24 protein-coding genes and 1 pseudogene are annotated in these 22,461 nt (G+C 39.5%); 15 read left to right on the forward strand and 10 right to left on the reverse strand.

Annotated features, from left to right (window positions below):
• Positions 1–53: 53 nt before the first annotated feature.
• Genes E6139_RS01960 through E6139_RS01970 form a run of 3 tightly spaced genes read right to left on the reverse strand, consistent with a single transcriptional unit; the run spans position 54 to position 2,372 of the window.
• On the reverse strand, positions 54–1,514 hold the full coding sequence (locus E6139_RS01960; RefSeq protein WP_316401363.1) for a PTS galactitol transporter subunit IIC: 1,461 nt from the start codon (positions 1,512–1,514) through the stop codon (positions 54–56).
• A 21-nt stretch (positions 1,515–1,535) separates the two neighbouring features.
• Positions 1,536–1,838 carry a PTS fructose transporter subunit IIB gene (locus E6139_RS01965; protein ID WP_316401364.1) on the reverse strand — a complete coding sequence of 101 codons (303 nt, stop codon included), beginning with the start codon at positions 1,836–1,838 and terminating at the stop codon, positions 1,536–1,538.
• A gap of 42 nt (positions 1,839–1,880) precedes the next feature.
• Positions 1,881–2,372 (reverse strand): PTS sugar transporter subunit IIA, encoded by a 492-nt coding sequence (locus E6139_RS01970; RefSeq protein ID WP_316401365.1) that lies wholly within the window; start codon positions 2,370–2,372, stop codon positions 1,881–1,883.
• A gap of 155 nt (positions 2,373–2,527) precedes the next feature.
• Between E6139_RS01970 and E6139_RS01975 the strand changes: the two genes are divergently transcribed.
• From E6139_RS01975 to E6139_RS02000, 6 genes are all read left to right on the forward strand, one after another.
• Entirely contained in the window at positions 2,528–3,304 is a 777-nt protein-coding gene (locus E6139_RS01975; RefSeq protein ID WP_316401366.1) for a DeoR/GlpR family DNA-binding transcription regulator, read from the forward strand.
• A 20-nt stretch (positions 3,305–3,324) separates the two neighbouring features.
• Positions 3,325–3,753, forward strand: a complete 429-nt coding sequence (gene lacA, locus E6139_RS01980; protein ID WP_316401367.1) for a galactose-6-phosphate isomerase subunit LacA — start codon at positions 3,325–3,327, stop codon at positions 3,751–3,753.
• 18 nt (positions 3,754–3,771) lie between these two features.
• The gene (gene lacB / locus E6139_RS01985) at positions 3,772–4,287 is read left to right on the forward strand and encodes a galactose-6-phosphate isomerase subunit LacB (RefSeq protein ID WP_316401368.1); all 516 of its coding nucleotides are present in this window, start codon (positions 3,772–3,774) and stop codon (positions 4,285–4,287) included.
• Positions 4,288–4,299: 12 nt separating this feature from the next.
• Positions 4,300–5,229, forward strand: coding sequence for a tagatose-6-phosphate kinase (gene lacC / locus E6139_RS01990; RefSeq protein WP_316401369.1), 930 nt, complete (start codon positions 4,300–4,302; stop codon positions 5,227–5,229).
• 273 nt (positions 5,230–5,502) lie between these two features.
• Positions 5,503–6,489 (forward strand): tagatose-bisphosphate aldolase, encoded by a 987-nt coding sequence (lacD, locus tag E6139_RS01995; protein ID WP_316401370.1) that lies wholly within the window; start codon positions 5,503–5,505, stop codon positions 6,487–6,489.
• A gap of 127 nt (positions 6,490–6,616) precedes the next feature.
• Positions 6,617–7,465 carry an SDR family oxidoreductase gene (locus tag E6139_RS02000; protein WP_316401371.1) on the forward strand — a complete coding sequence of 283 codons (849 nt, stop codon included), beginning with the start codon at positions 6,617–6,619 and terminating at the stop codon, positions 7,463–7,465.
• Positions 7,466–7,513: 48 nt separating this feature from the next.
• Here E6139_RS02000 and E6139_RS02005 read toward each other — a convergent pair whose 3' ends face one another.
• From E6139_RS02005 to E6139_RS02020, 4 genes are all read right to left on the reverse strand, one after another.
• On the reverse strand, positions 7,514–8,047 hold the full coding sequence (locus tag E6139_RS02005; protein WP_316401372.1) for a hypothetical protein: 534 nt from the start codon (positions 8,045–8,047) through the stop codon (positions 7,514–7,516).
• A gap of 334 nt (positions 8,048–8,381) precedes the next feature.
• The gene (locus E6139_RS02010) at positions 8,382–8,930 is read right to left on the reverse strand and encodes a hypothetical protein (RefSeq protein ID WP_316401373.1); all 549 of its coding nucleotides are present in this window, start codon (positions 8,928–8,930) and stop codon (positions 8,382–8,384) included.
• Positions 8,931–9,185: 255 nt separating this feature from the next.
• On the reverse strand, positions 9,186–9,731 hold the full coding sequence (locus E6139_RS02015; protein WP_316401374.1) for a hypothetical protein: 546 nt from the start codon (positions 9,729–9,731) through the stop codon (positions 9,186–9,188).
• 200 nt (positions 9,732–9,931) lie between these two features.
• Complete coding sequence (locus tag E6139_RS02020; protein ID WP_316401375.1) at positions 9,932–10,465, reverse strand: hypothetical protein; 534 nt, start codon at positions 10,463–10,465, stop codon at positions 9,932–9,934.
• Positions 10,466–11,000: 535 nt separating this feature from the next.
• On the opposite strand from E6139_RS02020, the gene E6139_RS22875 reads away from it, so the two are divergent.
• Both E6139_RS22875 and E6139_RS02030 read left to right on the forward strand, forming a co-directional pair.
• Positions 11,001–11,141 (forward strand): hypothetical protein, encoded by a 141-nt coding sequence (locus tag E6139_RS22875; RefSeq protein ID WP_410470504.1) that lies wholly within the window; start codon positions 11,001–11,003, stop codon positions 11,139–11,141.
• Positions 11,142–11,350: 209 nt separating this feature from the next.
• Complete coding sequence (locus E6139_RS02030; RefSeq protein WP_316401376.1) at positions 11,351–11,707, forward strand: hypothetical protein; 357 nt, start codon at positions 11,351–11,353, stop codon at positions 11,705–11,707.
• A gap of 24 nt (positions 11,708–11,731) precedes the next feature.
• On the opposite strand, the gene E6139_RS02035 is transcribed toward E6139_RS02030, so the two are convergent.
• Entirely contained in the window at positions 11,732–13,144 is a 1,413-nt protein-coding gene (locus E6139_RS02035) for a PLP-dependent aminotransferase family protein (RefSeq protein WP_316401377.1), read from the reverse strand.
• A gap of 118 nt (positions 13,145–13,262) precedes the next feature.
• On the opposite strand from E6139_RS02035, the gene E6139_RS02040 reads away from it, so the two are divergent.
• The 6 genes and pseudogenes from E6139_RS02040 to E6139_RS02065 all read left to right on the forward strand — a co-directional run.
• Positions 13,263–14,168 carry a DMT family transporter gene (locus tag E6139_RS02040; RefSeq protein WP_316401378.1) on the forward strand — a complete coding sequence of 302 codons (906 nt, stop codon included), beginning with the start codon at positions 13,263–13,265 and terminating at the stop codon, positions 14,166–14,168.
• A 244-nt stretch (positions 14,169–14,412) separates the two neighbouring features.
• On the forward strand, positions 14,413–15,276 hold the full coding sequence (locus E6139_RS02045) for a PRD domain-containing protein (RefSeq protein ID WP_316401379.1): 864 nt from the start codon (positions 14,413–14,415) through the stop codon (positions 15,274–15,276).
• A gap of 340 nt (positions 15,277–15,616) precedes the next feature.
• The gene (locus E6139_RS02050) at positions 15,617–17,461 is read left to right on the forward strand and encodes a beta-glucoside-specific PTS transporter subunit IIABC (protein ID WP_316401380.1); all 1,845 of its coding nucleotides are present in this window, start codon (positions 15,617–15,619) and stop codon (positions 17,459–17,461) included.
• Between the two features lie 19 nt (positions 17,462–17,480).
• Positions 17,481–18,914 (forward strand): family 1 glycosylhydrolase, encoded by a 1,434-nt coding sequence (locus E6139_RS02055; RefSeq protein ID WP_316401560.1) that lies wholly within the window; start codon positions 17,481–17,483, stop codon positions 18,912–18,914.
• A gap of 2 nt (positions 18,915–18,916) precedes the next feature.
• Positions 18,917–19,696: a histidine phosphatase family protein gene (locus E6139_RS02060; RefSeq protein WP_316401381.1), complete on the forward strand. Its 780-nt coding sequence runs from the start codon at positions 18,917–18,919 to the stop codon at positions 19,694–19,696.
• Positions 19,697–19,725: 29 nt separating this feature from the next.
• Positions 19,726–19,907: pseudogene (locus E6139_RS02065) on the forward strand (IS200/IS605 family transposase); the annotation flags it as partial.
• Between the two features lie 238 nt (positions 19,908–20,145).
• Here E6139_RS02065 and E6139_RS02070 read toward each other — a convergent pair.
• Entirely contained in the window at positions 20,146–20,763 is a 618-nt protein-coding gene (locus tag E6139_RS02070; protein ID WP_316401382.1) for a hydrolase, read from the reverse strand.
• Positions 20,764–20,831: 68 nt separating this feature from the next.
• Positions 20,832–21,701 carry a LysR family transcriptional regulator gene (locus E6139_RS02075; protein WP_316401383.1) on the reverse strand — a complete coding sequence of 290 codons (870 nt, stop codon included), beginning with the start codon at positions 21,699–21,701 and terminating at the stop codon, positions 20,832–20,834.
• Between the two features lie 108 nt (positions 21,702–21,809).
• On the opposite strand from E6139_RS02075, the gene E6139_RS02080 reads away from it, so the two are divergent.
• On the forward strand, positions 21,810–22,370 hold the full coding sequence (locus tag E6139_RS02080) for a DapH/DapD/GlmU-related protein (RefSeq protein WP_316401384.1): 561 nt from the start codon (positions 21,810–21,812) through the stop codon (positions 22,368–22,370).
• Positions 22,371–22,461 lie beyond the last annotated feature (91 nt).

The following is a 22,461-nucleotide window of genomic DNA, read 5'->3' on the forward strand; positions in this document are numbered from 1 at the left end:
TGTTGTAAAAACCGTCCAAATTTTTTACGAATAAATTTGGACGGTTATTTGTCTTATTTGGCTTCTGCAGCGTAAGCGACATGTTTGTTTGTCGCTGCTGGAGTGGATTTTTCTTCTTTTTCAGCTGCGTAAGCGGCATTGCGTTTTTTCATTTGGCGTGCATACCAGATGAAAATCAATAGGTAGGCGCCTAGTGCTAAGGTAGCGTAGATCACGAATTCGATTTGGCCTTGAGAGGCGTTACCAACCAAGTAGCCTAAGAATTTTTCGATCGGGCCTTCCATCGTAGTATGCGAGATCATCGCAGATCCGCTTAAGCCTGCTGGGAAGGCGCCAACTGCTTTGGCTGTTTGAGTAACGAAAGGTGCGATCAAGGTACCTGACCATAAGAACAACGGTAATTCAATCGCACCGATGACGATCATACGGATTAGTTTTCCACGAGTCACAACTAGTAAAGCTGGAGTGACTCCCATTGCGATGATTCCGCCAAGCGGCAGCAATTTGTTTCCTGGTAAAATGATTGCTTCTAATAACATGATAGGTGCCAACACGTTAGCAGCTGCCCAGATTTCTGCGCGACCAGCTAGGAAAGGCCAGTCCAGACCGATATTGATGGTACGACCTTTTAAGCGTTTGTTAGCAAAGTCGGTGATTCCTTGTGATAATGGCTCTACGGCGGCTATGAACCATGCTCCGATCAAAGAGAACAATTCCAAACAGACAGCTGCAGTGAAGGCGAGTGAGAAAATTTGTGTTGGTGTTTGTCCTGCTAGTAATCCAACAAAAATCCCCAAATAGATTCCGATCGCAAATTTTGAACCCCAAAAGCCGATTTTGCTGTTTAACTTCGCAGCGTCGAAATCGTATTTGTCTAACCATGGGAAGACCTTATCAAAAATTTTGTCAAAGCCCATGATGATTGGATTCATCATATAGTTCATATGAGTCGTCGTCATCGGATTGCTGTCAGGCGCGTTTAACAAATCATTGAAGGTAGGTTTCATTAGATCAGAGTTCCAAATTTTCAACACTCCGATGAAAATAACTAATGCAGAAGCAACGAATAAGTTTGCACCACAGAAGATCGCAAATAGACCAACGATGGCTAAGTGCCAAATATCAAAAATATCGACATCTAAGGTGTTGGTTTTCTTCATTGCCAACATGATGATATTGACGATCACCATAATTAATAGGAAATAAAGCGTGTAGGGAGAGCCCCAAGTAATGGTTGCTAAAGGCGCCCAGCCAACATCCGTGATATTCAAAGAAATACCGGTACGTTCAACAAAGGCAGTCATTGCGTCTGAGAACGCTGTGGTTAAAATTCCAATAATAGCTCCGATCCCAGTCAAGGCGATCCCAAGTTTGATCCCACCTTCAAGAGCTCGGGACGGTTTTACTTTAAAGAATAAGGCAATAACAGTTAATACGATAGTCATTAGCGGTGCCGCCCCTAAATCAATTAGGGGGGTAAATACTTTATTGGCGATATCAATAATGGTATTCATATGCTTTTCCTTTCCTGGTGCCTACTTATTGATCGATTGGATAGCGCTTTCCATACTTTGGTAAACAGGTTCTGCCATGGCAGGAATACGATAAAGAATAGCGCCAGCATCTACGACTGGAATGTTCACATTGAAGCCTAAGTCGGTATTGGCGATTTGAGCAAAAATGTCGTAATGAGACAGCATTTCTTCATTGATATCTTTGATCATGACTGCATCACAGGTTACTTGATAGCCACGATTATTTAGTTCTGTTTCCAGTGCGCTTTTGATCTGATGACTTGAATTTACTCCTGCTCCACATGCTGCTAAAATTTTAATCATTGTATTTCTCTCCTTAAATCATTTTATTTTTTTATCCTGCTCTTAGGCAGAAACTTCCATAGTAAAGTGTTCCTCTAAAAACTGATAGATTGCTTCTGTGTCCTCTAGTTTGAAAAAACCACAAAGCTCTTCTTTATCAACAGAGTTAATGAAATCCATGATATCCGCTAACATGCCTGCTTGTGCTTCACCGTTTTCATTTAAGATCATGAATAGGAAACGGACAGATATTTGATCGCTAGGTGAGATCATATTATGGAAAATGATTTCATTTTTCAGTTTGATCGGAATAATCCTTGTCGTTTGTACATATTCGCTTTCTGTATGAGGAATCGCAATATCTGGCAATACCTCAGAGACAGGAGATAGATCTAAACCGGTCGGATAATTACGCTCACGTTCTAAAAGACTCTCCAGAAAATCCTCAGTAACCAATTGTTTGTTCAATAGATCCAAATAAACTTCCTCAAAAACTTCTTCTTGTGTGTCCTTGCCAGAAACATAGGTTGTCTCTTTGAAAAAAAGCTTTTTCAAACAGAACAGCTCCTTTCTAAGTTCGTTTATGTTTGTTTACAAGTTGAGTATAATCGCTTACATTTGTTTTGTCAACATAAAACGAAATTAAATAAACATAAAGTGTTGATATTTGTTCGAATATGTTTTATTATATGAGTGTGGAGGGACAACCTATGCTGAAAACAGAGCGTCAACAATCAATCTTGACCATGTGTGACCGCTATGGGACGATCACCGTTAAATTTATTCAAGAAGTCTTAGATGTTTCTGATATGACCATTCGCCGCGACCTTGAAGAGCTTGCGCAAAAGAAAAAACTTCTGCGAGTTCACGGCGGGGCACAGAAAATGAACAATCAGGATTTATCGAAAACTTCTATGGAAGCAAACGAGCTATCCCATAAAGAAAAAAAGCAGCTGCACACGAAGGAAAAAGAATATATCGCCAAGAATGCGGCAGCTTACATTACAAAAGAAGACGACACGATCTTTCTTGGTTCCGGGACAACGATTGAGCTGATGACGCAATATATCGAGCCTTCTTCACTGAGGATTGTGACGAACAGTCTGCCGGTTTTTAACCTATTAAGTGAAACAAAAAGATTTGAGCTCTATTTGATCGGCGGATTGTACCGGGAAAAGACCGGTGCCTTTGTCGGTTCGATCGCCAATGAAGCGGTTCAAAAAATCGGCATCAAGAAGGCTTTTGTCGGGGTCAACGGGTTAAAGGGCACTGAGGTCTCGAATTTCAGTATAGAAGAAGGGACCTTGCAGAAGATCGTGTTAGACAACGCAGCCGAAAAATGTTTGGTTTCCGATGCCAACAAGTTTGATCGCAGTGATTTTTATACCTTCTATGATCTGCGTAAAATCAATGCATTATTTACGGATTCTACTCTTTCAGCTGAACTGAAGAGTTATTATCAGCAATATACTAAAATTATTCAGTAATTAATTAGGAGGATGCAAAAATGCGTGTAGTAATTGGTTCAGACAGTGATGGCATGAGATTAAAGGAACTGATCAAGGAAGACTTGATCAATAAAGGATTTACAGTCGTCGATAAAAGTGAAACAGCTTCAGAGGATTTTGTGGAATCAACCTTATCGATCGCGAATGATTTGAATGAAAATGAAGGCAGTTTAGGGGTTGCAGTTGATGGCTATGGTGCTGGCAGTTTCATTACGGCAGTTAAGGTCAAAGGGATGGTAGCGGCAGAAGTTTCCGATGAACGCAGTGCCTACATGACGCGAGAACATAACAACTCTCGCATGATTACACTGGGTTCAAAAATTGTGGGTGACGAATTGGCGTTGAATATCGTTCAAGAATTTTTACAAGCGAATTATGACGGCGGCCGTCATCAAATTCGTGTTGATATGTTAAATAAAATGGCTTAATAAGAGAGGTTGATTAAAATGAAAATCGCAATCGGCTGTGACCATATCGTCACAGATACAAAAATGGCAGTATCGGATTTCTTAAAATCAAAAGGACATGAAGTGTTGGATATGGGAACCTATGACTTTACCCGGACTCATTATCCGATTTACGGAAAGAAAGTTGGCGAAGCAGTAACCAGCGGTGAAGCAGATTTAGGTGTTTGTTTATGTGGGACTGGTGTTGGGATTAATAACGCCGTAAATAAAGTTCCTGGTATTCGTAGTGCTTTGGTACGAGATATGACAACAGCAATCTATGCCAAAGAACAATTGAATGCCAATGTGATTGGTTTTGGTGCCCGCATCACAGGCGAATTCTTAATTTGTGATATTTTAGACGCCTTCATCAAGGCCGACTATCAAGAAACAGAGGAAAACAAGAAATTGATTGCAAAAATCGATCATGTTGAAAAAGCCAGTGCAGATCAGTCCGATCCTCATTTCTTTGATGAGTTTATCGAAAAATGGGACCGCGGCGAATACCATGATTGAGAGGGACGACCGATGATTCTTACAATTACCATGAATCCTTCGATCGATATTTCCTATCCATTAGAAGTATTCGAAATGGACACGGTCAATCGAGTGAAAAATGTCCGCAAAACAGCTGGCGGCAAAGGTTTGAATGTCACACGTATTTTAAAACAGCTTGATGCGGAAGTGACCGCCAGTGGCTTGATCGGCGGATTTTTAGGTGAAGAGATCAAAAAGGACTTGGATCAAAATAAGATCCCTCATGATTTTCTACCAATCAGGGGCGAGACCCGCAATTGTATCGCTGTTTTACATGAAGGGCAGCAGACCGAAATTTTGGAAAGTGGACCAGTGATCTCAGAAACAGAAGCGGCGGCTTTTCTAAAGCATTTTGCAAAATTAGCAGCAAAAGCCGATATCATTTCCTTTTCAGGCAGCTTGCCGGAAGGATTGCCCAGTGATTTCTATAGTCAAATGCTGCAAGTATGCCAACCAAAACCAGTCGTTTTAGATTGTTCTGGTGCAGCCTTAGCAGAGGTCCTTAAAGGCAAGGTCAAACCTAAGCTGATTAAACCAAACACGGAAGAGTTAGCCGGATTGTTGGGCCGGACAGTTTCAACAGATGTCGAAGAACTGAAAACCGCGTTATCCGATCCGATGTTTGAAGCGATTGAGTGGATCGTTGTTTCGATGGGCGGCGATGGAGCTTTTGCTAAGCATTTCGATAAGTTTTATCGAGTGAGGATTCTGAAGATCGAGGTAGTTAATCCCGTTGGCTCAGGCGATGCGACGGTGGCAGGACTAACCGCTGCTATCGAAGCTGGATTCTCAGACGAAGCTATTCTAAAACAAGGAAATGTTCTAGGAATGTTAAATGCTCAAGAAGCAACAACAGGGCACGCAAATTTTGCAAATTATCAAACATTATTCGATCAAGTCAAAGTAGAAGAAGTTGGATGACAGTTCCGCTTTTAGCAGTATTTGTAGCAGAAAGAGTACCGAAATAAATTCTTTGCTACAAAGAGGGAATAATCTTAGCGGAATGATTACTTTAATACAAAATAGGATGACAGTTCCGCTTTTAGCAGTGTTTGTAGCAAAAAGAGTATCGGAATAAAATCTTTTCTACAAAGTGGGATTGATCTTAGCGGAATGATATACGTGGTGAGAATAAAACTCATTTTTCGCTTTTTGAAAAATGATTACTTAAATCCGAAATAGGAGGAACTGGAAATGAACGAAGAAAAACGTCAATTTATCAAACAACTATGTAACGAAGACGGAGTGATTGGTGCCTTAGCTATTGATCAACGAGGCGCATTGAAGAAAATGATCACGAAATTCAAAGGTAGCGAAGCTGAAGAATCTGAAATCGTGGCTTTTAAGGAAATCGTTTCTTCTCAATTAACGAAGTACGCCTCGTCAATTTTATTGGATCCAGAATATGGTCTGCCAGCCGCGGATGTTAGAGCTGAAAATGCCGGCTTATTGCTAGCCTATGAAAAAACTGGGTATGATGCTTCAACGCCTGGCCGTTTGCCTGATTTATTATCAATTTGGTCAGTTAAACGTTTGAAGGAAGCCGGCGCCGATGCCTGCAAGTTCCTGCTATATTATGATGTTGATGAAGCAGAAGAAATCAACAATCAAAAACATGCCTTCATTGAACGGATCGGTTCCGAATGTCAGGCAGAAAATCTGCCGTTCTTCTTGGAATTGGTTTCCTATGATGCCAATATTTTCGATGCAACTTCTAAAGAATATGCCAGTGTAAAACCTCATAAAGTCGTCGAAATGATGAAGGAATTTTCTGATCCTCGCTACGGTGTAGATGTGTTGAAGGTTGAAGTACCCGTTAACATGAACTACGTGGAAGAGTATGCAACCGGCGAAGCCGTACACACGAAAGCCGAAGCGGCCAACTTCTTCAAGGAACAAGCAGAGGCGACGAACTTGCCATTCATCTTCTTGAGTGCCGGTGTTAAAGCAGAGCTGTTCCAAGAAACCTTGCGCTTTGCCAAAAATGCTGGCTCAACCTTCAACGGTGTACTTTGCGGTCGGGCAACATGGGCTGACGGAGTGGAAAGCTATATCATGCATGGCGAAGCAGCGGCAATTGAGTGGATGAATACGCAAGGACGTAAAAATATTGAAGAATTAAATGCGGTGTTAAAAGAAACAGCGACACCAGTGGAAATATTTGAAGCATCTCTATCGTAAAAAAGTCTATTTAACGGACTGTGAGCATAAAAAGTTCACAGTCTTTTTTTGATGAAATATGAAAAATAGTGCTACAATTAAATGAAAGGGTATTCAAAATAACAATACTGAAAGAGAGTTGAATAGAATGATATTAGTAACCTCAGCAGCGGGAAATACCGGTCGGATCATGGTCCAAAAATTAGTTGAAGCAGGATTAGATGTTTTAGCGACAGACATTAATCCGAAAGTAAAGGACTTACCCGGAATCAAAAAGGCGGTGGTTGGCGATCTGACAGATTTGTCATTTATTGATGCATTAATGCAAGAAGCATCGAAGGTGGTCTACATTCCGCCTTTGTTTTCAGCGGAAGAAGCCCTGATCGGTCAACGGATGGTCGACAAAGCGATCGAACACAAGATTGAGCACTTTGTCTTTATCTCGGTGATTCATCCGATTTTGACCAGCTTGCTGCAGCACACAGCAAAGCGAGATGTTGAAGAGTATCTGATCGTAAAAGGTATGGAGACGCAATGTTCTTATACGATCTTACAGCCGATGCATTATATGCATAATTTCAATCCGAAAATGGTGGCGGAAACGGGCGCATATCGGATCTTTTATGATGTGGACAGTAAAGTTGGTTATGTGGCGACCGAGGACGTCGGGGAAGTTGCGGTGAAGGTCTTGACTGATCCCGCGAAACACAATAAAGCGACCTACGAGTTAGTTGGAACCGAAGCCTATTCGCCAAATGTTCTGGTGAAAATGTTTAATCGAATAACTGGAAAAAATGCTGTATCAGTATACATCGATGTGGAGGATTTCTTGAATCAAATCCAAGCGAACGATCTGTTCTTTAGAGAGGGGTTTAAGCATTTGGCTCATTCTTATTCAACATGGGGACTTGATGGCAATCCGAATGTGCTAACTTGGCTTTTGGGACATGAGCCTACTAGTTTTGAAGAATATCTAAATAAAAATCTGAATACGTAGAAAAAGAAGGCTAGAACGATTTCTCATTCTAGCCTTTTTACATAAATTTTATTGTAACTTATCGTAGGCATTAAACCCGATGCCTTCATCTTTCCAACCAACTTTGATTAAGTGATCGCGTTCGTATTTGAATAGAGTAAAGTGATGAGCACCAGCTTTGGCATTTGGATTGTATAAACGATAAACAGGTTGACCGAGACTATCAGGCATAATCAGACTGATATTGTCATCATGCCATCCAACATTTACTAAGTGTTGAACCTCACCAAAACTAGCGGTGTAATGATGATCACCCGCATTTGGGTTATAGACACGATAAACATGAGCTACTTTGATGGTTTTCGTGTATCCTTGACCATAAAAGCCAATGCCTTCATCTTTCCAGCCAAAGTTTATTAATGTAGCGCGTTCATAGGTACTTGGTGTGAAAAGATGTTCCCCGGAATTCGGATTATAGAGTCTGTAGATCGCATGTCGCCGCGATTCTTCCGCCGATACCTTCGAGCCAAAACTGAAAGCACCGAATAAGCTTAAACCTGCAAACATTGCCATTAAGATAAGTGAAAATCTTTTTTTTCTCATTCTCAAACCCTCCATTCTTAAGTAAAAACTTCCTTTTACCAACTGCATTTGTTCAAATAACCGTGCTTTACCAAAACGATTGATACTACCTATTTAAAATTATAGCATAGAAGATTTCGCAGAAAATTTGTCTGATTCCCAAAAAAATTATCATTTTGAAAATAATAAATTTTTTGCCCAGAAGGAGACAAAAAGGGTGTTTCATTTTGACTAGAAATTGAATCTATTACGAAAAAAGAGACACAAGACAATTGAATGAGAATGAAGTGATGCAAAAATAGCTAAAAAAACTGCTTGTCGAAAATCGATAAACAGTTCGAAAATAGTGTAAATCTTATTGAAGTTTGTCGTAAGCATTGAATGCGATGCCTTCATCTTTCCAACCAACTTTGATTAAGTGATCGCGTTCGTATTTGAACATGGTAAAGTGGTGAGCGCCAGCTTGGGCATTTGGATTGTATAGGCGGTAGACTGGTTGGCCTTTTTGACGAGGCATGTGGAAGCCGATATTATCATCATGCCAACCAACTTTAATCAAATGATCCTTCTCATCTGGAAAAGCAGTGTAATGATGGTCACCAGCATTTGGATTATAAACGCGATGAACATAATCGGTGGATTCTGTATTCGTATAGCCTTGACCGTAAAAGCCAATACCTTCATCTTTCCAGCCGTAATTGATCAACGTAGCACGTTCAAAACTACTCGGTGTGAAGAGATGCTCACCTGAATTTGGATTATACAGCCGATTGATCGCGATTCTCGGATATTCTACTGCTGGACTTTCAGCTGCAGATGTTTTAGTACCAAAACCTAACACACTCAATAAACAGAGCCCGACGAACATCGTCATCATGATAGTCGATAAAGCCTTTTTCTTCATAACATAACCCCTCCAATGTTTTTCACTTAGCTGAATAATTCTTCTGGATACAAACGCATTTGATCAAAAAGGAACATAGATAGTCATTTCCATTTATATATAAAATTATATCACAAATTTTCGGTCGAAAAATAATGATTATAGTGATGTTTATTCTTTATAAGGGTAGACCTAAGATTAATTTAGAAATTATTGTGCAGAATCATAAATAATCCAACTACCTATCGAAAATCGACAGGTAGTTGGATTATTTAGTTACTTCAATGATGAATAGGCGTTAAATGCGATACCTTCATCTTTCCAACCAACTTTGATTAAATGATCTCGTTCATATTTGAATAGAGTAAAGTGATGAGCGCCAGCTTTTGCGTTTGGATTATACAAACGATAAACAGGCTGTCCGAGATTTTCAGGCGGCATAATAAGACCAATATTATCATCATGCCATCCAACTCTGACCAAATTCTGAACTTCATTAGCATTAGCAGTGTAATGATGGTCGCCCGCATTAGGATTATAGACACGATAAACATGAGTAGCCTTTGCCTGTTTCCAATTGCCTATACCGCCTTGGCCATAAAAACCGATGCCTTCATCTTTCCAGCCAACATTAATTAATAGAGCCCGCTCATGATTACTAGAGGTAAATAAATGCTCACCTGAATTCGGATTGTAGACTCGATAAATCTCGTGCCGGTCCAAATCCGCAGCAGAAGCCTTTGAACCAAAACCCATGACACCTATTAAACATAATCCAATAAACATCACCATCATGATAATCGACTGCTTCTTTTTCTTCATTCCAATCCCCTCCGTTTTTTCGAATAACCTGCTTAACACATGTTTCACTTTCCGAATCGAATTTGATCCAAAACAACAATTTTCCAATAGTTTATCTAATAAAATTATATCATATAAAAAACTACACTAAATTTAAATATCATAAAATATGCAAAAAGCTTCCCATCGAAAATGACAGGAAGCTCTAGATAGCAACATGTTTATTTAAAACTAGAATAAGCGTTAAATCCGATACCTTCGTCTTTCCAACCAACTTTGATTAAGTGATCGCGTTCGTATTTAAACTGTGTAAAGTGATGAGCACCGGCTTTCGCATTTGGATTGTACAAACGGTACACAGGTTCACCAAGACTGTATGGCATAACTAAAGCAATATTGTCATCATGCCAGCCTACCTTAACTAAATGCTGAACTTCATCATAATTAGCGGTGTAATGGTGGTCTCCTGCATTCGGATTATAGACACGATAAACATGTGCTACTTTGATCGTTTTCGTATAGCCTTGACCATAGAAACCGACACCTTCATCTTTCCATCCAAAGTTTACCAATGTAGCTCGTTCATAATTACTGGGCGTAAAAAGGTGTTCTCCAGAATTGGGATTATAAAGACGATAAATCGCGTCTCTTTGTAATTCCTCAGCCGAAGCTTTCGAACCAAAGCCAACAGCACCTAACAAACAGAGTCCAACGAACATTACCATCATAATAAGTGATAATTTCTTTTTCTTCATTCTTATCCCTCCATTTTTTTATTTTAACTAGCTTCCAGACGAATTTGTTCAAACAGTCATCCCTTCATCAATATTATTTCACTTTATTAATAATTATATCATATGAAATTTACAAAATTTATTATTATCTTGAACGGTGGTTTTTCTGTCTTGAAAGTTTTTATTTTTCACCAGATTATGAAGAATCTTGCTATTAACGATCAAATTTCCTACTTCATTTATAAAGACTGTTTGATTTCAGTTTTTTTGTAACAATCTTTAAATCTTCACAAAAAGAAAGTGGACTTTGATGAAGCGGCTGTACTATTTTAAAAAGAACAAGAAGGATGATTATTTCCAAATGAGGAGTGAGAATAGATGTGCGTTTTGGTGGTTGAAGATAATCGTGACCTGGCTTTGTTGATGAAAAAAGGTTTAGATCAGGAAAATATTTCGGTGGATCTAGCCTTCGATGGCGAATAAGGGGAAGAGAAGGCCTTCGTGAATTTGAATGATCTTGCCGGATTTGGAGTTGTCTTAAAAGGATTTGCAAAGCATGCGTGGAGGAGAAGTAGAGAGTCCTGTCATCATTATTACAGCTAGGGATGAGATCGAAGAACGGGCAAAGGGATTGGATTTTGGGGCGGACAATTATTGGGTCAAACCTTTTGAGGGGACAAAAAATATCAATGAATAGGTTTATGGATTTCCTAGTTCTCTATCAATTGTAAAAATTTAGTTTATTTAAATAATTAAAAACCTAAGATATAAACTCATTCAAGATATTATTGAATGAGTTTATTTATGTTAGTTAATAAAATACTATTTGCAATATAACATCAATTATATTAATATTAAAATAGATAAAATATCATTTATGATTATATTGAATTGGAGGCCTTTACAATGGAAGGAACCACAGATGAACAAAATAAGATTCGGCGGGCAACGTTGTTGATCTCGATGCTGCTTTTGTTATGCAGCGTGGGAAGCTATCTGATTTATCAGCATTTTTATCAGCCGGAACTGACCGTGACCTTTGTCAGTAAGAAAATCTTGCCAAATACTGGAACTCCAAAAAAAATATCTCGTGAAGTAAAGACAGTCAAAAGTGATAAAAGTACTCCAGAAAGTAGTGCAGAAGAAGAATTAAACCGTAGTCCCTTGATACAAAGTACTGTCTTAAAGGAAAATCAAGTAAAACAATCAAGTCACGCAGTTTCTGAAGTAAAGATATTTAAATTGAGTGATGAAATAGAATGATTGCCTCACGATTCTTCGATCATTTTAAAGCCATTCATGCCAAGCCTTTTTCAGTCTAGCCACACAGTCTGGAATATCGTCCAAATCAATTTTTCCGAAGCCGAGAAATAGTGTATTGGCGGGACAGTCTGCTTTTTCCTGCCAGAATTGCATAGTGGAATAGACCCGAACACCTTGTTCCAGTGCGCGATCAATCAATTGGGTCTGTTGGACGTCTTGAGCAAACGTCAGTAGAAAGTATTGACCGCTGCCATTACTGGACAGTTTAACTTTATCCTTTACATCTGACAGTTCTGCAGTGAAGCGTTCGAGACGCTTACGAAAGGCGTGGTTTAAGCGGCGAATGTGGCGTTCATAATTTCCCGTTTCAATTAGGCGCGCAATAACATATTGATTCAGTAAGGGCACGCTGCTATTATACAGTTCAAATGTTTTAAGATAACAGTGAAGCAATGCTGGAGGTAAAATCATATACCCCATCCGAATCGATGGAGATAGTGCTTTGGAAAAGGTTCCGAGATAGATTACCCGGTCCTTATCGTCGATTGATTGAAGTGCGGGAATAGGTTTTGAATAGTAACGTAGTTCACTATCAAAATCGTCCTCAATGATAAAGGAGTTGCTTCTTTCAGCCCATTCTAACAATTTATACCTGCGATCAATTGACAGCGTCGCGCCTGTTGGAAATTGGTGAGAAGGAGTTGTATAAACTGCGCGGATAGCTGAATAATTAGGAAGCTTGGAGACTATTAAACCGTCATGATCTACGGGAATGGTCTCTATTTTAACGCCATTTGTCTGAAAAACCGCGGCCGCTTTGTCGAAACCCGGATCTTCCATTAACAGAGAATGCTGATCAAATGAAATAAGCTTACAAAGATAATCAAGCGACTGCTGCAATCCACAGGTAAGAACTATCTGCTCCTCATTACATTGAACACCGCGAATTTTTCTCAAGTAGGAAAGCAAATTCTTTCTCAAGTATCGTTCTCCCTGCTTATCTTGGTAGGAGGAAAGTTTGGCTTCATTAGACAAAATATCCATGCATTCAATGGTATATTTCCTCCAAAGCTTTTTGGGAAAAAGACTGCTAGTTTGACTGCTATTTGTCAGATCATATACGATATCAAAGGACGACTCAGGTTCATCAGGAATCTCTTTTAGCTTTTGCTTGATCGTTTTTTTATGAATCTTCAGTTCAGGAACCTTCTTGACTCGCAAACCTATCCGTTTGGCTGAACTGACATATCCCTCAGCAATTAGCTGGCTATACGCGGTATTCACGGTATTTCGACTCACACCTAATATCTCCAAAAGGGCTCTACTGCTTACCAGAACATCATCTTCTTTCAACCTGCCGCTTAATATCTCAGTCTTCATCTGGTTATAAATTTGTTCATATAAAGGCTCATTACTTTCTCGATTTAGATAAATCACGGCACAAACTCCCTTCTTCTGGTACTATATTTTTTTCGTTTTCTGGTTCTTTTGGTAGTTCCAGAATTAGTATACCATAGTTATCAAAGTCGCTTAGAGGATGATGGAGGTCTAGAAAATGAACAAATCAAATCAACGGACTAATGATACAAAAGACGTTTTAATCGAATTAGTAGCAATTGCTTTCTTAGCAACTGGAGGGATTTTTGTAAAGTTTAGCAGCTTACCACCAATCAATACTGGCTTTTATCGTGTTCTACTTGCTTTTCCATTTTTGTTTCCTTTGGCCTATAAATACCTATACCAACTGACAAAAAAAGATATAACGATTCTTTGTTTGGCCGGTATTTTTCTGGCAGGTGACATCGCGCTCTGGAATCTTTCATTTAGTTATACTAGCGTTGCTAATGCGAATCTGCTGACCAACTTAACACCTTTTACCGTCATTCCTATCTCTTACTTTCTATTTAAGGAAAAGATTTCGCCGTCCTTTTTAGTTGGAGCAGGGATAACTGTGATTGGAGTATTTATCCTTTTAGGAGGCAAGAATAACCCTAGTCCAAGTAATTATTTTGGCGATTTATTGGCCTTTTGCGCCTCAATCTTTTATGCTGGCTTTTTGCTGATTACTTATCGTTTGCGTGATCGTTATCAAAGCAGTGTGATCATGTTTGTTAGCGGATTCGGTAGTTTGTTGGCTCTGGGAGCAACTGCTGCCGTGATTGAAGGTCTTCAAGCACCTAAAGAATGGATGGATTTATTCCCTTTATTAGGGTTAGCCATTTGTTTACAGGTGATCGGCCACAATTTGTTGGCTCATTGTCAAGGAAAGATAAATGTCAATTTGTCGACGATCGTGTGCCTTTGCCAACCAGTTATTGCCTCTATATATGCTTTTCTGATCTTTTCTGAAAATCTGTCTTTAAAGGAGATCGCTGGAATAATTATTGTCATGATGGGTGTCTATTCGGTCAAGTCGCAATACCAAAAGAAAACTAAGAAGTTAGCAAAAGAACCATCATGAGCAGTTCATTTACAAAGTGAATTGGGTATCCAGCTTTTTTTGTATGAAAAGAACAACGAAAGAAAGCGTTGACATTGGAAATATCCTCCTTTACAATAATACATGAGAAAACTTAAATCAAAGCAACGGTGGTAGTTGCTGCTTTGAGTATGTTACTGATTATGCAGGCAGAACTCAAATTACCTTGGGATAAATTCGCTATCCCCAGGTAGTTTGAGTTTTTTTGTTTGAAAGGAGGGAAAGCATGATAATCAGTCAAATTTTGAACAACAACGTAGCCATTGTAAAAAAGGGGAGCAATAACCAAGCTCGCGGGAACGAAATTATTGTTTACTCCAAGGGGGTCGCTTTTAAGCGCAAGGTCGGCGACACGATTGAGGAAAAAGATATCCAAAAGACCTATGTACTGGATTCACATGATAAATTGGAGCATTTCAGCTATTTACTTTCGAACACCAAGGACGAATACCTTCAGATCGTGACCAAGACGATTGAATACGGTGAAGAAATCATCCAGAGAAATGTTTCCGATTATCTTTACCTCGCTTTATTAGACCATATCGATTTTGCGATCAAGCGTTTAAAAAGAGAGCAAATCATCAAGAGTCCACTGGATTGGGAAGTTCGCAAATTCTACCCTGATCACTATAAGATCGGACTTTACGCGGTCGGATTGATTGAAAAGGCAACAGGTTTGCCTTGTCCGAATGAGGAAGCTGTTTCCATCGCCCTGCATTTCATCAATTTGCGGACCAAAGGTAGCGAAGACGACAACATGATGCGGATGATGGAAGCTGTTCGCGATATTTTATCCGTTATCAAATACCATTTCAAATTGGATTTTCAAGAGGAAAGCATCAATTATATTCGCTTAGTCACTCACTTGCAGTATTTTATCGTTCGAATGTTTAAGAATGAGGCTTTTACGTCAAATGAGACTGAGCTCAATCGACAAATTCGCAAGCTTTATCCAGAAGCCTACAGTTGTGTCAATAAGATACGCATCTACGTTAGAGACACCTTTGAAAAGGAACTTTCAGATGATGAAGAAGCCTATTTGATGCTACACATTCAGCGAGTCACTAAACGAGAAGAGGATGGCAGCTGATCCGCTGTTCAGCGAAAAAAATTAGGATGTCAGTTCAACTTTTAGCAGAATAATTAAGAAGCGAAGTAATGCTCAAGGTTGATTAAAACATAGTTGAGGACGCTTTAGTTGAATGATATACGGCATTCGAATCGAACTAATTTTTCTGTGAAAAATTAATCCATTAAATCGAATAAGGATGTCAGTTCAACTTTTAGCAGAATAATTAAGAAGCGAAGTAATGCTCAAGATTGATTAAAACATCGTTGACGATACTTTAGTTGAATGATATACGGCATTCGAATCGAACTAATTTTTCCGAGAAAAATTAATCCATTAAATCGAATAAGGAGAATAAAAAATGAAATATGAGGAATTTTGCATACAGCTGATTGAATTAGTCGGCGGTAAAGAAAATATTCAAAGCGTCACAAATTGCATGACGCGTCTGCGTTTTAAATTAAAAGATCGCAATGTTCCAAAAACAGAAGAAATCAAAGAATTGTCTGATGTAATCGATGTTGTATCCAATGATGTGGCATATCAAGTCATTATCGGAACGCAGGTACAGGATATTCGCCCAGAGATGAATCAGATTTTAGGGTTAAGCGGCGAAGGTAATAATTCCGCACCTGCTGAAAAAGAAAAATTCGTCACGATGGCGTTACGTGTCTTATCGGAAGCGATGGGTCCGATCTTAATTCCAATCATGGCAGCTGGGTTGTTAGCTGGGATTTTATCCTTGCTGTCATTGACCGGGTTGGTATCAGCAGAAAGCTCGACTTACATGATCTTAGATGCCATTCGTCAGTCGGTTTTCTTCTTCCTGCCCGTCTTGATCGCGATCTCCTTTGGTCGTCAGTTAGGTGTGAATGAATATTTGGCTGTTACGATCGCGTTGACGATGATGTCGGATACAATCAATGGCGCGAAAGGATTAGATTTTCTAGGTTTGAAATTACCGGAAACAACCTATTCGAATTCCTTTTTCCCAATTATTTTGAGTATCATCTTTATGAAATATGTTGGAAAAGCCTTAGAAAAAATTGTTCCAAAAGCATTGCAATACTTCTTTAATCCAGTGCTGACTTTGATTATTACCTTACCTATAACTTTGATTTTATTTGGACCTTTGGGAATGTATATTGGTGATGGCTTAAACTTTGTCTTTGACTTCATCGGAAGCACCTTTGGTAATTGGATGGTGGTTATGTTGTATGCGGCGCTGCAGCCTTTCTTGATTACAATCGGCGCCGGGAACTTTATTATTCCGATCTTCATGAATTCTTATGCGACGTTAGGGTACGATCCAGTCTTTACCGCAGCTTGGGTCATCTCAGATATCGCTGTATGTGGTGCCGTAATGGGTTACTTCTTACGTTCAAAAGACAAAAAACAAAAACAATTATTCGGAACGACTGCCTTCAGTGCCTTTATGGGCGTCACTGAACCGGCGGTATACGGGGTATTCGTAAAATATCGTCGTCCATATATAGCGGTAATGATTGGTGGTGGACTAGGCGGATTGTTCGCTGGTTTAATGAAAGTTGTTGGCTATGCACCAGTCGGATTATTCGGGATCGCGTCATTTATTGGTGAAAGCAACTACCGGAACTTCTATATGATGGTGATTGCGGTTGTCATAGGGTTTGTCGGTTCAGTAATCGCAGCCTACATTTTAGGGATTCCAGATGATGAAAAAATTAAAGCAAAACAAGCGGATGCAGTCGAAACAGATGTAGAAGCCGTAACAAAGCTATTGATCAAAGCTCCCGTGAAAGGCAAAAATGTCGCTTTAAGCAATGTGAATGACAAAGCGTTCTCGTCTTCAGCATTAGGTAAAGGATTAGGGATCGATCCAGAAGAAGATACGATCCATGCGCCAGTTAATGGCGAAGTAGTTAGTTTATTCCCAACCAATCACGCGATTGGTATCAAGACCGAGTATGGCGTTGAGATCTTGATCCATATTGGGATCAACACCGTTGAACTAGATGGTAAGCATTTTAAATCATTTGTAAAACAAGGCGATAAGGTTTCAGTCGGCGATGCAATTTTAAAAGCTGACATGTCAGGGATTCGAAGTGAAGGATATGATCCGGTCGTGATCACGGTTATTACAAACACAGCAGACTACTTAGATGTGCTGCCGTCAAATGATCCAAGCTTGAATAGTAAAGAAGACTGCTTGACAGTCGTGGTCTAAAACGGAGGGATAAATGGAAATGACAAAATTATCAGAAGACTTTTTATGGGGCGGAAGTATCGCAGCCCATCAGCTAGAAGGTGCCTGGCAAGAAGGCGGCAAAGGTCCGGCGATTATGGATTTTGCGACATCAGGTTCAGCCACGACACCTCGGAAATATACGAAAACGATTGAAGCAGGCAAACATTATCCTTCTCATGAAGGAATTGATTTTTATCATCGCTACAAAGAAGATATCAAATTGTTTGGAGAAATGGGATTTAAAAGCCTACGCATCTCTATTGATTGGTCACGCATCTATCCAAATGGAGATGATGCAGAGCCAAATCAAGACGGAATAGAATTTTACCAAAATGTTGTTGATGAACTATTGAAATACAACATCGAGCCGATCATTACTTTGTATCATTTTGAATTGCCGATGAACTTGGTAACGAATTATGATTCTTGGAAGAACCGCAAAGTCATTGACTTCCATCTGAAGTTTGTCGAAACGATGGTCAATGCATTGAAGGGTAAAGTCAAATATTGGGTGACCTTCAACGAAATGAACCATATTGATCCACAAACTGAGGCTTCAGATATGTTCACTTATATTTTGGCCGGACTAAAATATAGCGAGCTTGAAGGAAATAAAAAGGAAGTTCTAGCAGTAGTGGGCTATAACATGACCATAGCAGGAGTCAAAGCGACAAGATTGATCCATCAGCTTGATCCAGAGAGTAAAGTTGGTTGTGTGTTTGGAATCACACCAACCTATCCGGTGAATTGTGATCCAGCCAATGTGCTAAATGCCTTTAAAGAAATGGATCGTGACTTTTACCAGATCGATGCGATGTGTAATGGTGAGTTTCCAAAGTATAAATTAAGAGAATACGAGGATATGGGTATCGAAATTGGTTTGACCGATGAAGATAAAGTAGCTTTCGCGGATGGTAAACTTGATTTTATCGGAATGAATTATTATATGACCGATGTTGCCCGTTATAAAGGCGGCGAAGAGGATGAAGAATCCTTGTTCGGCGGTGTACAGAATCCTTTCCTAGAAAAAAGCAAATGGGGCTGGGGCGTTGATCCGATTGGGCTAAGATATTTGTTGAACTACACTTATCGCAGATACGGTTTACCGATCATTATTTGTGAAAATGGTCTTGGAGCAGTTGATGAAGTAGGGGCAGACGGTGTGGTGCATGATGATTATCGTATCGATTTCCTGCAAAAGCATTTGAGTGAATTGAAGAAAGCAGTGGAAGAAGACAAAGTCGATTGCTTTGGTTACTTGATGTGGGGACCGATCGATCTAGTCAGTGCTACAACTGGTGAAATGAAAAAACGCTACGGCTTTATTTATGTCGATAAGCACGATGATGGCACAGGTGATCTAAGCAGAACACCGAAGGATTCATTCTATTGGTATAAAAATTTGATCGAAACTAATGGGGAGGAACTGTAAAAATGAAAAGGGTATTTGGGGCATTACTGACCTGTTTGTTAGGATTAACGTTGATTAGCGGTTTTACTAAACGTGAAGAAGCAGAAGCCGCTAAGAAAACTGATGAAGTTACGATCTATTTGATCCGTCACGGCAAGACCTTCTTCAATACGACCGGACAAGTGCAAGGGTTTGCAGATTCACCGCTGACTGAAAAAGGTATTAGCCAAGCAAAAAAACTTGGAACTGGCTTGAAAGATATCAAGTTTGATCTCGCGTATTCCAGTGATCTAGGACGCCAGCGCAATACTGCTAAGCTGATTCTTTCAAAAAATGACAATAAAAAACCAAAATTGATCGAACACGACGGCTTCAAGGAATGGAACTACGGCGGGTATGAAGGCAAGACCGATAAAGAGATGTGGACACCGATCTTTGAGGCGAATGGTTTTAAGCTTGATGATGACTGGTCAGATTATGACAAATTGGTGGAGAAAATCGGTGATGAAGGCATCGCTAATGCAATCGCTGAGAATGATCCATTAAAGGCAGCAGAAAATTATGACGAGATCACCAATCGCGGCCAAGCAGCGATGGACAAGGTGATCAAGGACTCAAAGAAAAAGAACGCAAAAAATGTGATGATTGTATCCTCTGGCGGTATGATTCCAACGTTGCTGGAAATGCTGGTACCAGATGCTTATAATGGTGAGATGATGGACAATTGCAGCGTGACGACCCTTAAGTATAAAGACGGTAAGTATACCTTAGATAAGATTAGCGACACACAATATATTGAATAGCAGAGATCCTCTCACTGAATGTTGAGGAAAATTTAGTGTATAAGTATGGGAATAAGTTTTTTGGTCACAAGGCTATTACGTAAGTACAGTTGGATTGAATCAGAAAACAATTGCAAAATATTTAAGAGAACAAGAAGCAGAGGATCGAATTAGAGATAGCATAAGTAAAAGAGAATACGTCGATTCATTCAAAATGAAGAAAAATAAATAAAGTAGCGAGTGATGAGCGCTTGGAGGCTTTAAAAAAGCTCCATTTATGGAGTACGCGAATAGTGATCTCTTCCATAAGTGTAAAAAACCACTCGTTTCCACGGTTAGTAGGGTTATTCTTCCTTCTAGCGATCGTGATTTATCTAAGACAGCGAATAAAATCCGAAGCTCATGTATAGAATCTTCAAAAAAGCAGCAGTGCCAAAAATGATGACACTGCTGCTTTTTTGCATTGAAATCTATCTTAAGTTTGAAAAGGCACCGAATTTAGTCATTAATTCATCAAATCCTGGAACGGTTTCCTCTCGGTTCCAATCCCGTTGCAGTTCGCAAGCGAGTTGGGCAATTGAAGTTAATTGCGCTCCGGCTTGTTCTACACGGCGCAAGGCAGTTTCGTGAGCAATCGTTGAAGTTCCGCCAACAGCATCCACGATAGGGTAAACTTCATAGCCTTCTTTTAATGCATCTAGTGTTGGGAACGTCAAACAAGCTTCTGTCCATAAAGCCAAAATCAAGATTTTTTTACGACCGGTCGCTTTGATTGCTTCATTGTATTCTTTATCTTCCCACGCATTGATAGAACTGCGGTCATAAGAGGGTGCGTCTTCGCCAACCGCTTTTTTCAAAACAGGGATCGTGTCAGTATTCCAACCTTTTTCAACGTTAACAGTTGAAAGGACAATCGGTATATTATAAAGTTTCGCCAGTTCAATAACGATCTCCGTATTTCGGATCAATTCTGACCGATTCATTGAATTGATCGAGTTGATCTGAGTCGGTTGATAATCGATCACGGTCAACACAGTATTTTCAGGTGAAAGCAATTCATCTTCGGTTCTTTTAGCATAGCTAGTCATTTTATCCACTCCCTATTTTTGATACTGTTATTGTAACTCGGACTGGAAAAAATCACTAAGATTTCGTTTTATGTGGCTTCTGTCAGCTCCTTTAAGAAGAGCTTTCCGGCATTGGAAAAAACCTGCTTCTTTTTCCAAATGATGCTGATGGTTGACGTGAGGGCTGGCTTCAATGGAATAAAAGCTAAACCGCTATCCTTGGTATTAATGATGCCCTCGATACAAAAAGCCACGGTTGAACCTTCCTTGACTAATAATGAGGCATTGTAAAGCAGATTGTAGCTGCCAGCAATCTTGAAATTGTTCAAATTACCGCCCAGCCATTCAGATATCTGATTATTGACTAACGTTTGGCTCGAAATCAATAAAGGATAGGCGGCCAAATCACTAGCAATGACCAATTTATTTTTTGCTAGTTCATGTTTTTCATTAACCAAAATCCCCCAACGATCTGAGACTGGTAGGGGAAGATATTCATATTTTTGCTTTTCAACAGGATCAATCACCAAGCCAAAATCCAGCAATCCTTTATCAATTTTTGTCTTTACATCATCGGCATTTCCGCTATACATGTGGACGTTGATATCAGGATGTTTGCTCATCAAATCGTTCAGGATCGTTGATAAAAATTGAAAGGCTTGGGTTTCGCCGCTACCAATCATGATATCTCCGCCAATGACTTCATTTTTTTGCAGATTAGAGGTCGTGGTGTCCACTAATGATAAAATTTCTTTGCCGCGATTTTGCAGGTAAACGCCATCTTCAGTCAGCGAAATTTCGCGATTTCCACGGATAAACAGCTGTACACCTAATTCATCTTCCAGATCTTTTAATTGCTTTGACAAGGTTGGTTGAGAAAGATGCAGAACTTCAGCGGCTTTACTGATGGTCTTTTCTCTAGCAACAGTCAAAAAGTAGTTCAACACTCGTAATTCCATCCTTCTCCTCCTATAACTGAAAACGATAGTTGTCTATTCAATATAAGTATTATTCATTGCTAGTATAGCGAAGTATACTATAGTCAGCAACCAAAGGAGGTAGACAGGATGATCAAACATGAACTTCTAAAGAAAATTCAAGGGATCGAGATTTTACCTAATTCTTACATTTATGATGAGATCCATGAATTGAAAGCAAATAATGAACAACTGACTATGGAAATGAATGCAAGTTATCATACCGCTGAAGAAATGCGAACCTACTTAGAAAAAATCACTGGTAGAAGTATTGATCCATCGGTAACAGTTTCTCAACCATTTTATACTGATTTTGGCAAACATATCTCGTTTGGCAAAGATATTTTTATCAATCAAAATGTCACGTTTGTTGATTTGGGCGGAATCATGATTGAGGATCATGTCCTGATTGGTCCGATGTGTCGGATCATTTCTGTGAATCATTTAGTCAATCCGGAAAAACGTCGCGGTTTATCTGTCGCTTCGGTCAAAATTGAGGAAAATTCATGGTTAGGGGCGAATGTCACGATTCTTCCTGGTGTTACAGTCGGAAAGAATTCTATCGTTGCGGCCGACTCCACAGTCACTAAGGACGTACCCCAAAATGTGATCGTTGCCGGATCTCCTGCTAGGATCATAAAAGAAATTTAGGAGGAATCAAGATAACAGATGTATCAGAAAAAGAAGTAGTAATCATGTAACACTTCAATGAAGTACTGCTTCGACCAGTAAAGCAACCTAT

Source organism: Enterococcus sp. (assembly GCF_032555305.1).
Classification (GTDB): Bacteria; Bacillota; Bacilli; order Lactobacillales; family Enterococcaceae; genus Enterococcus_A.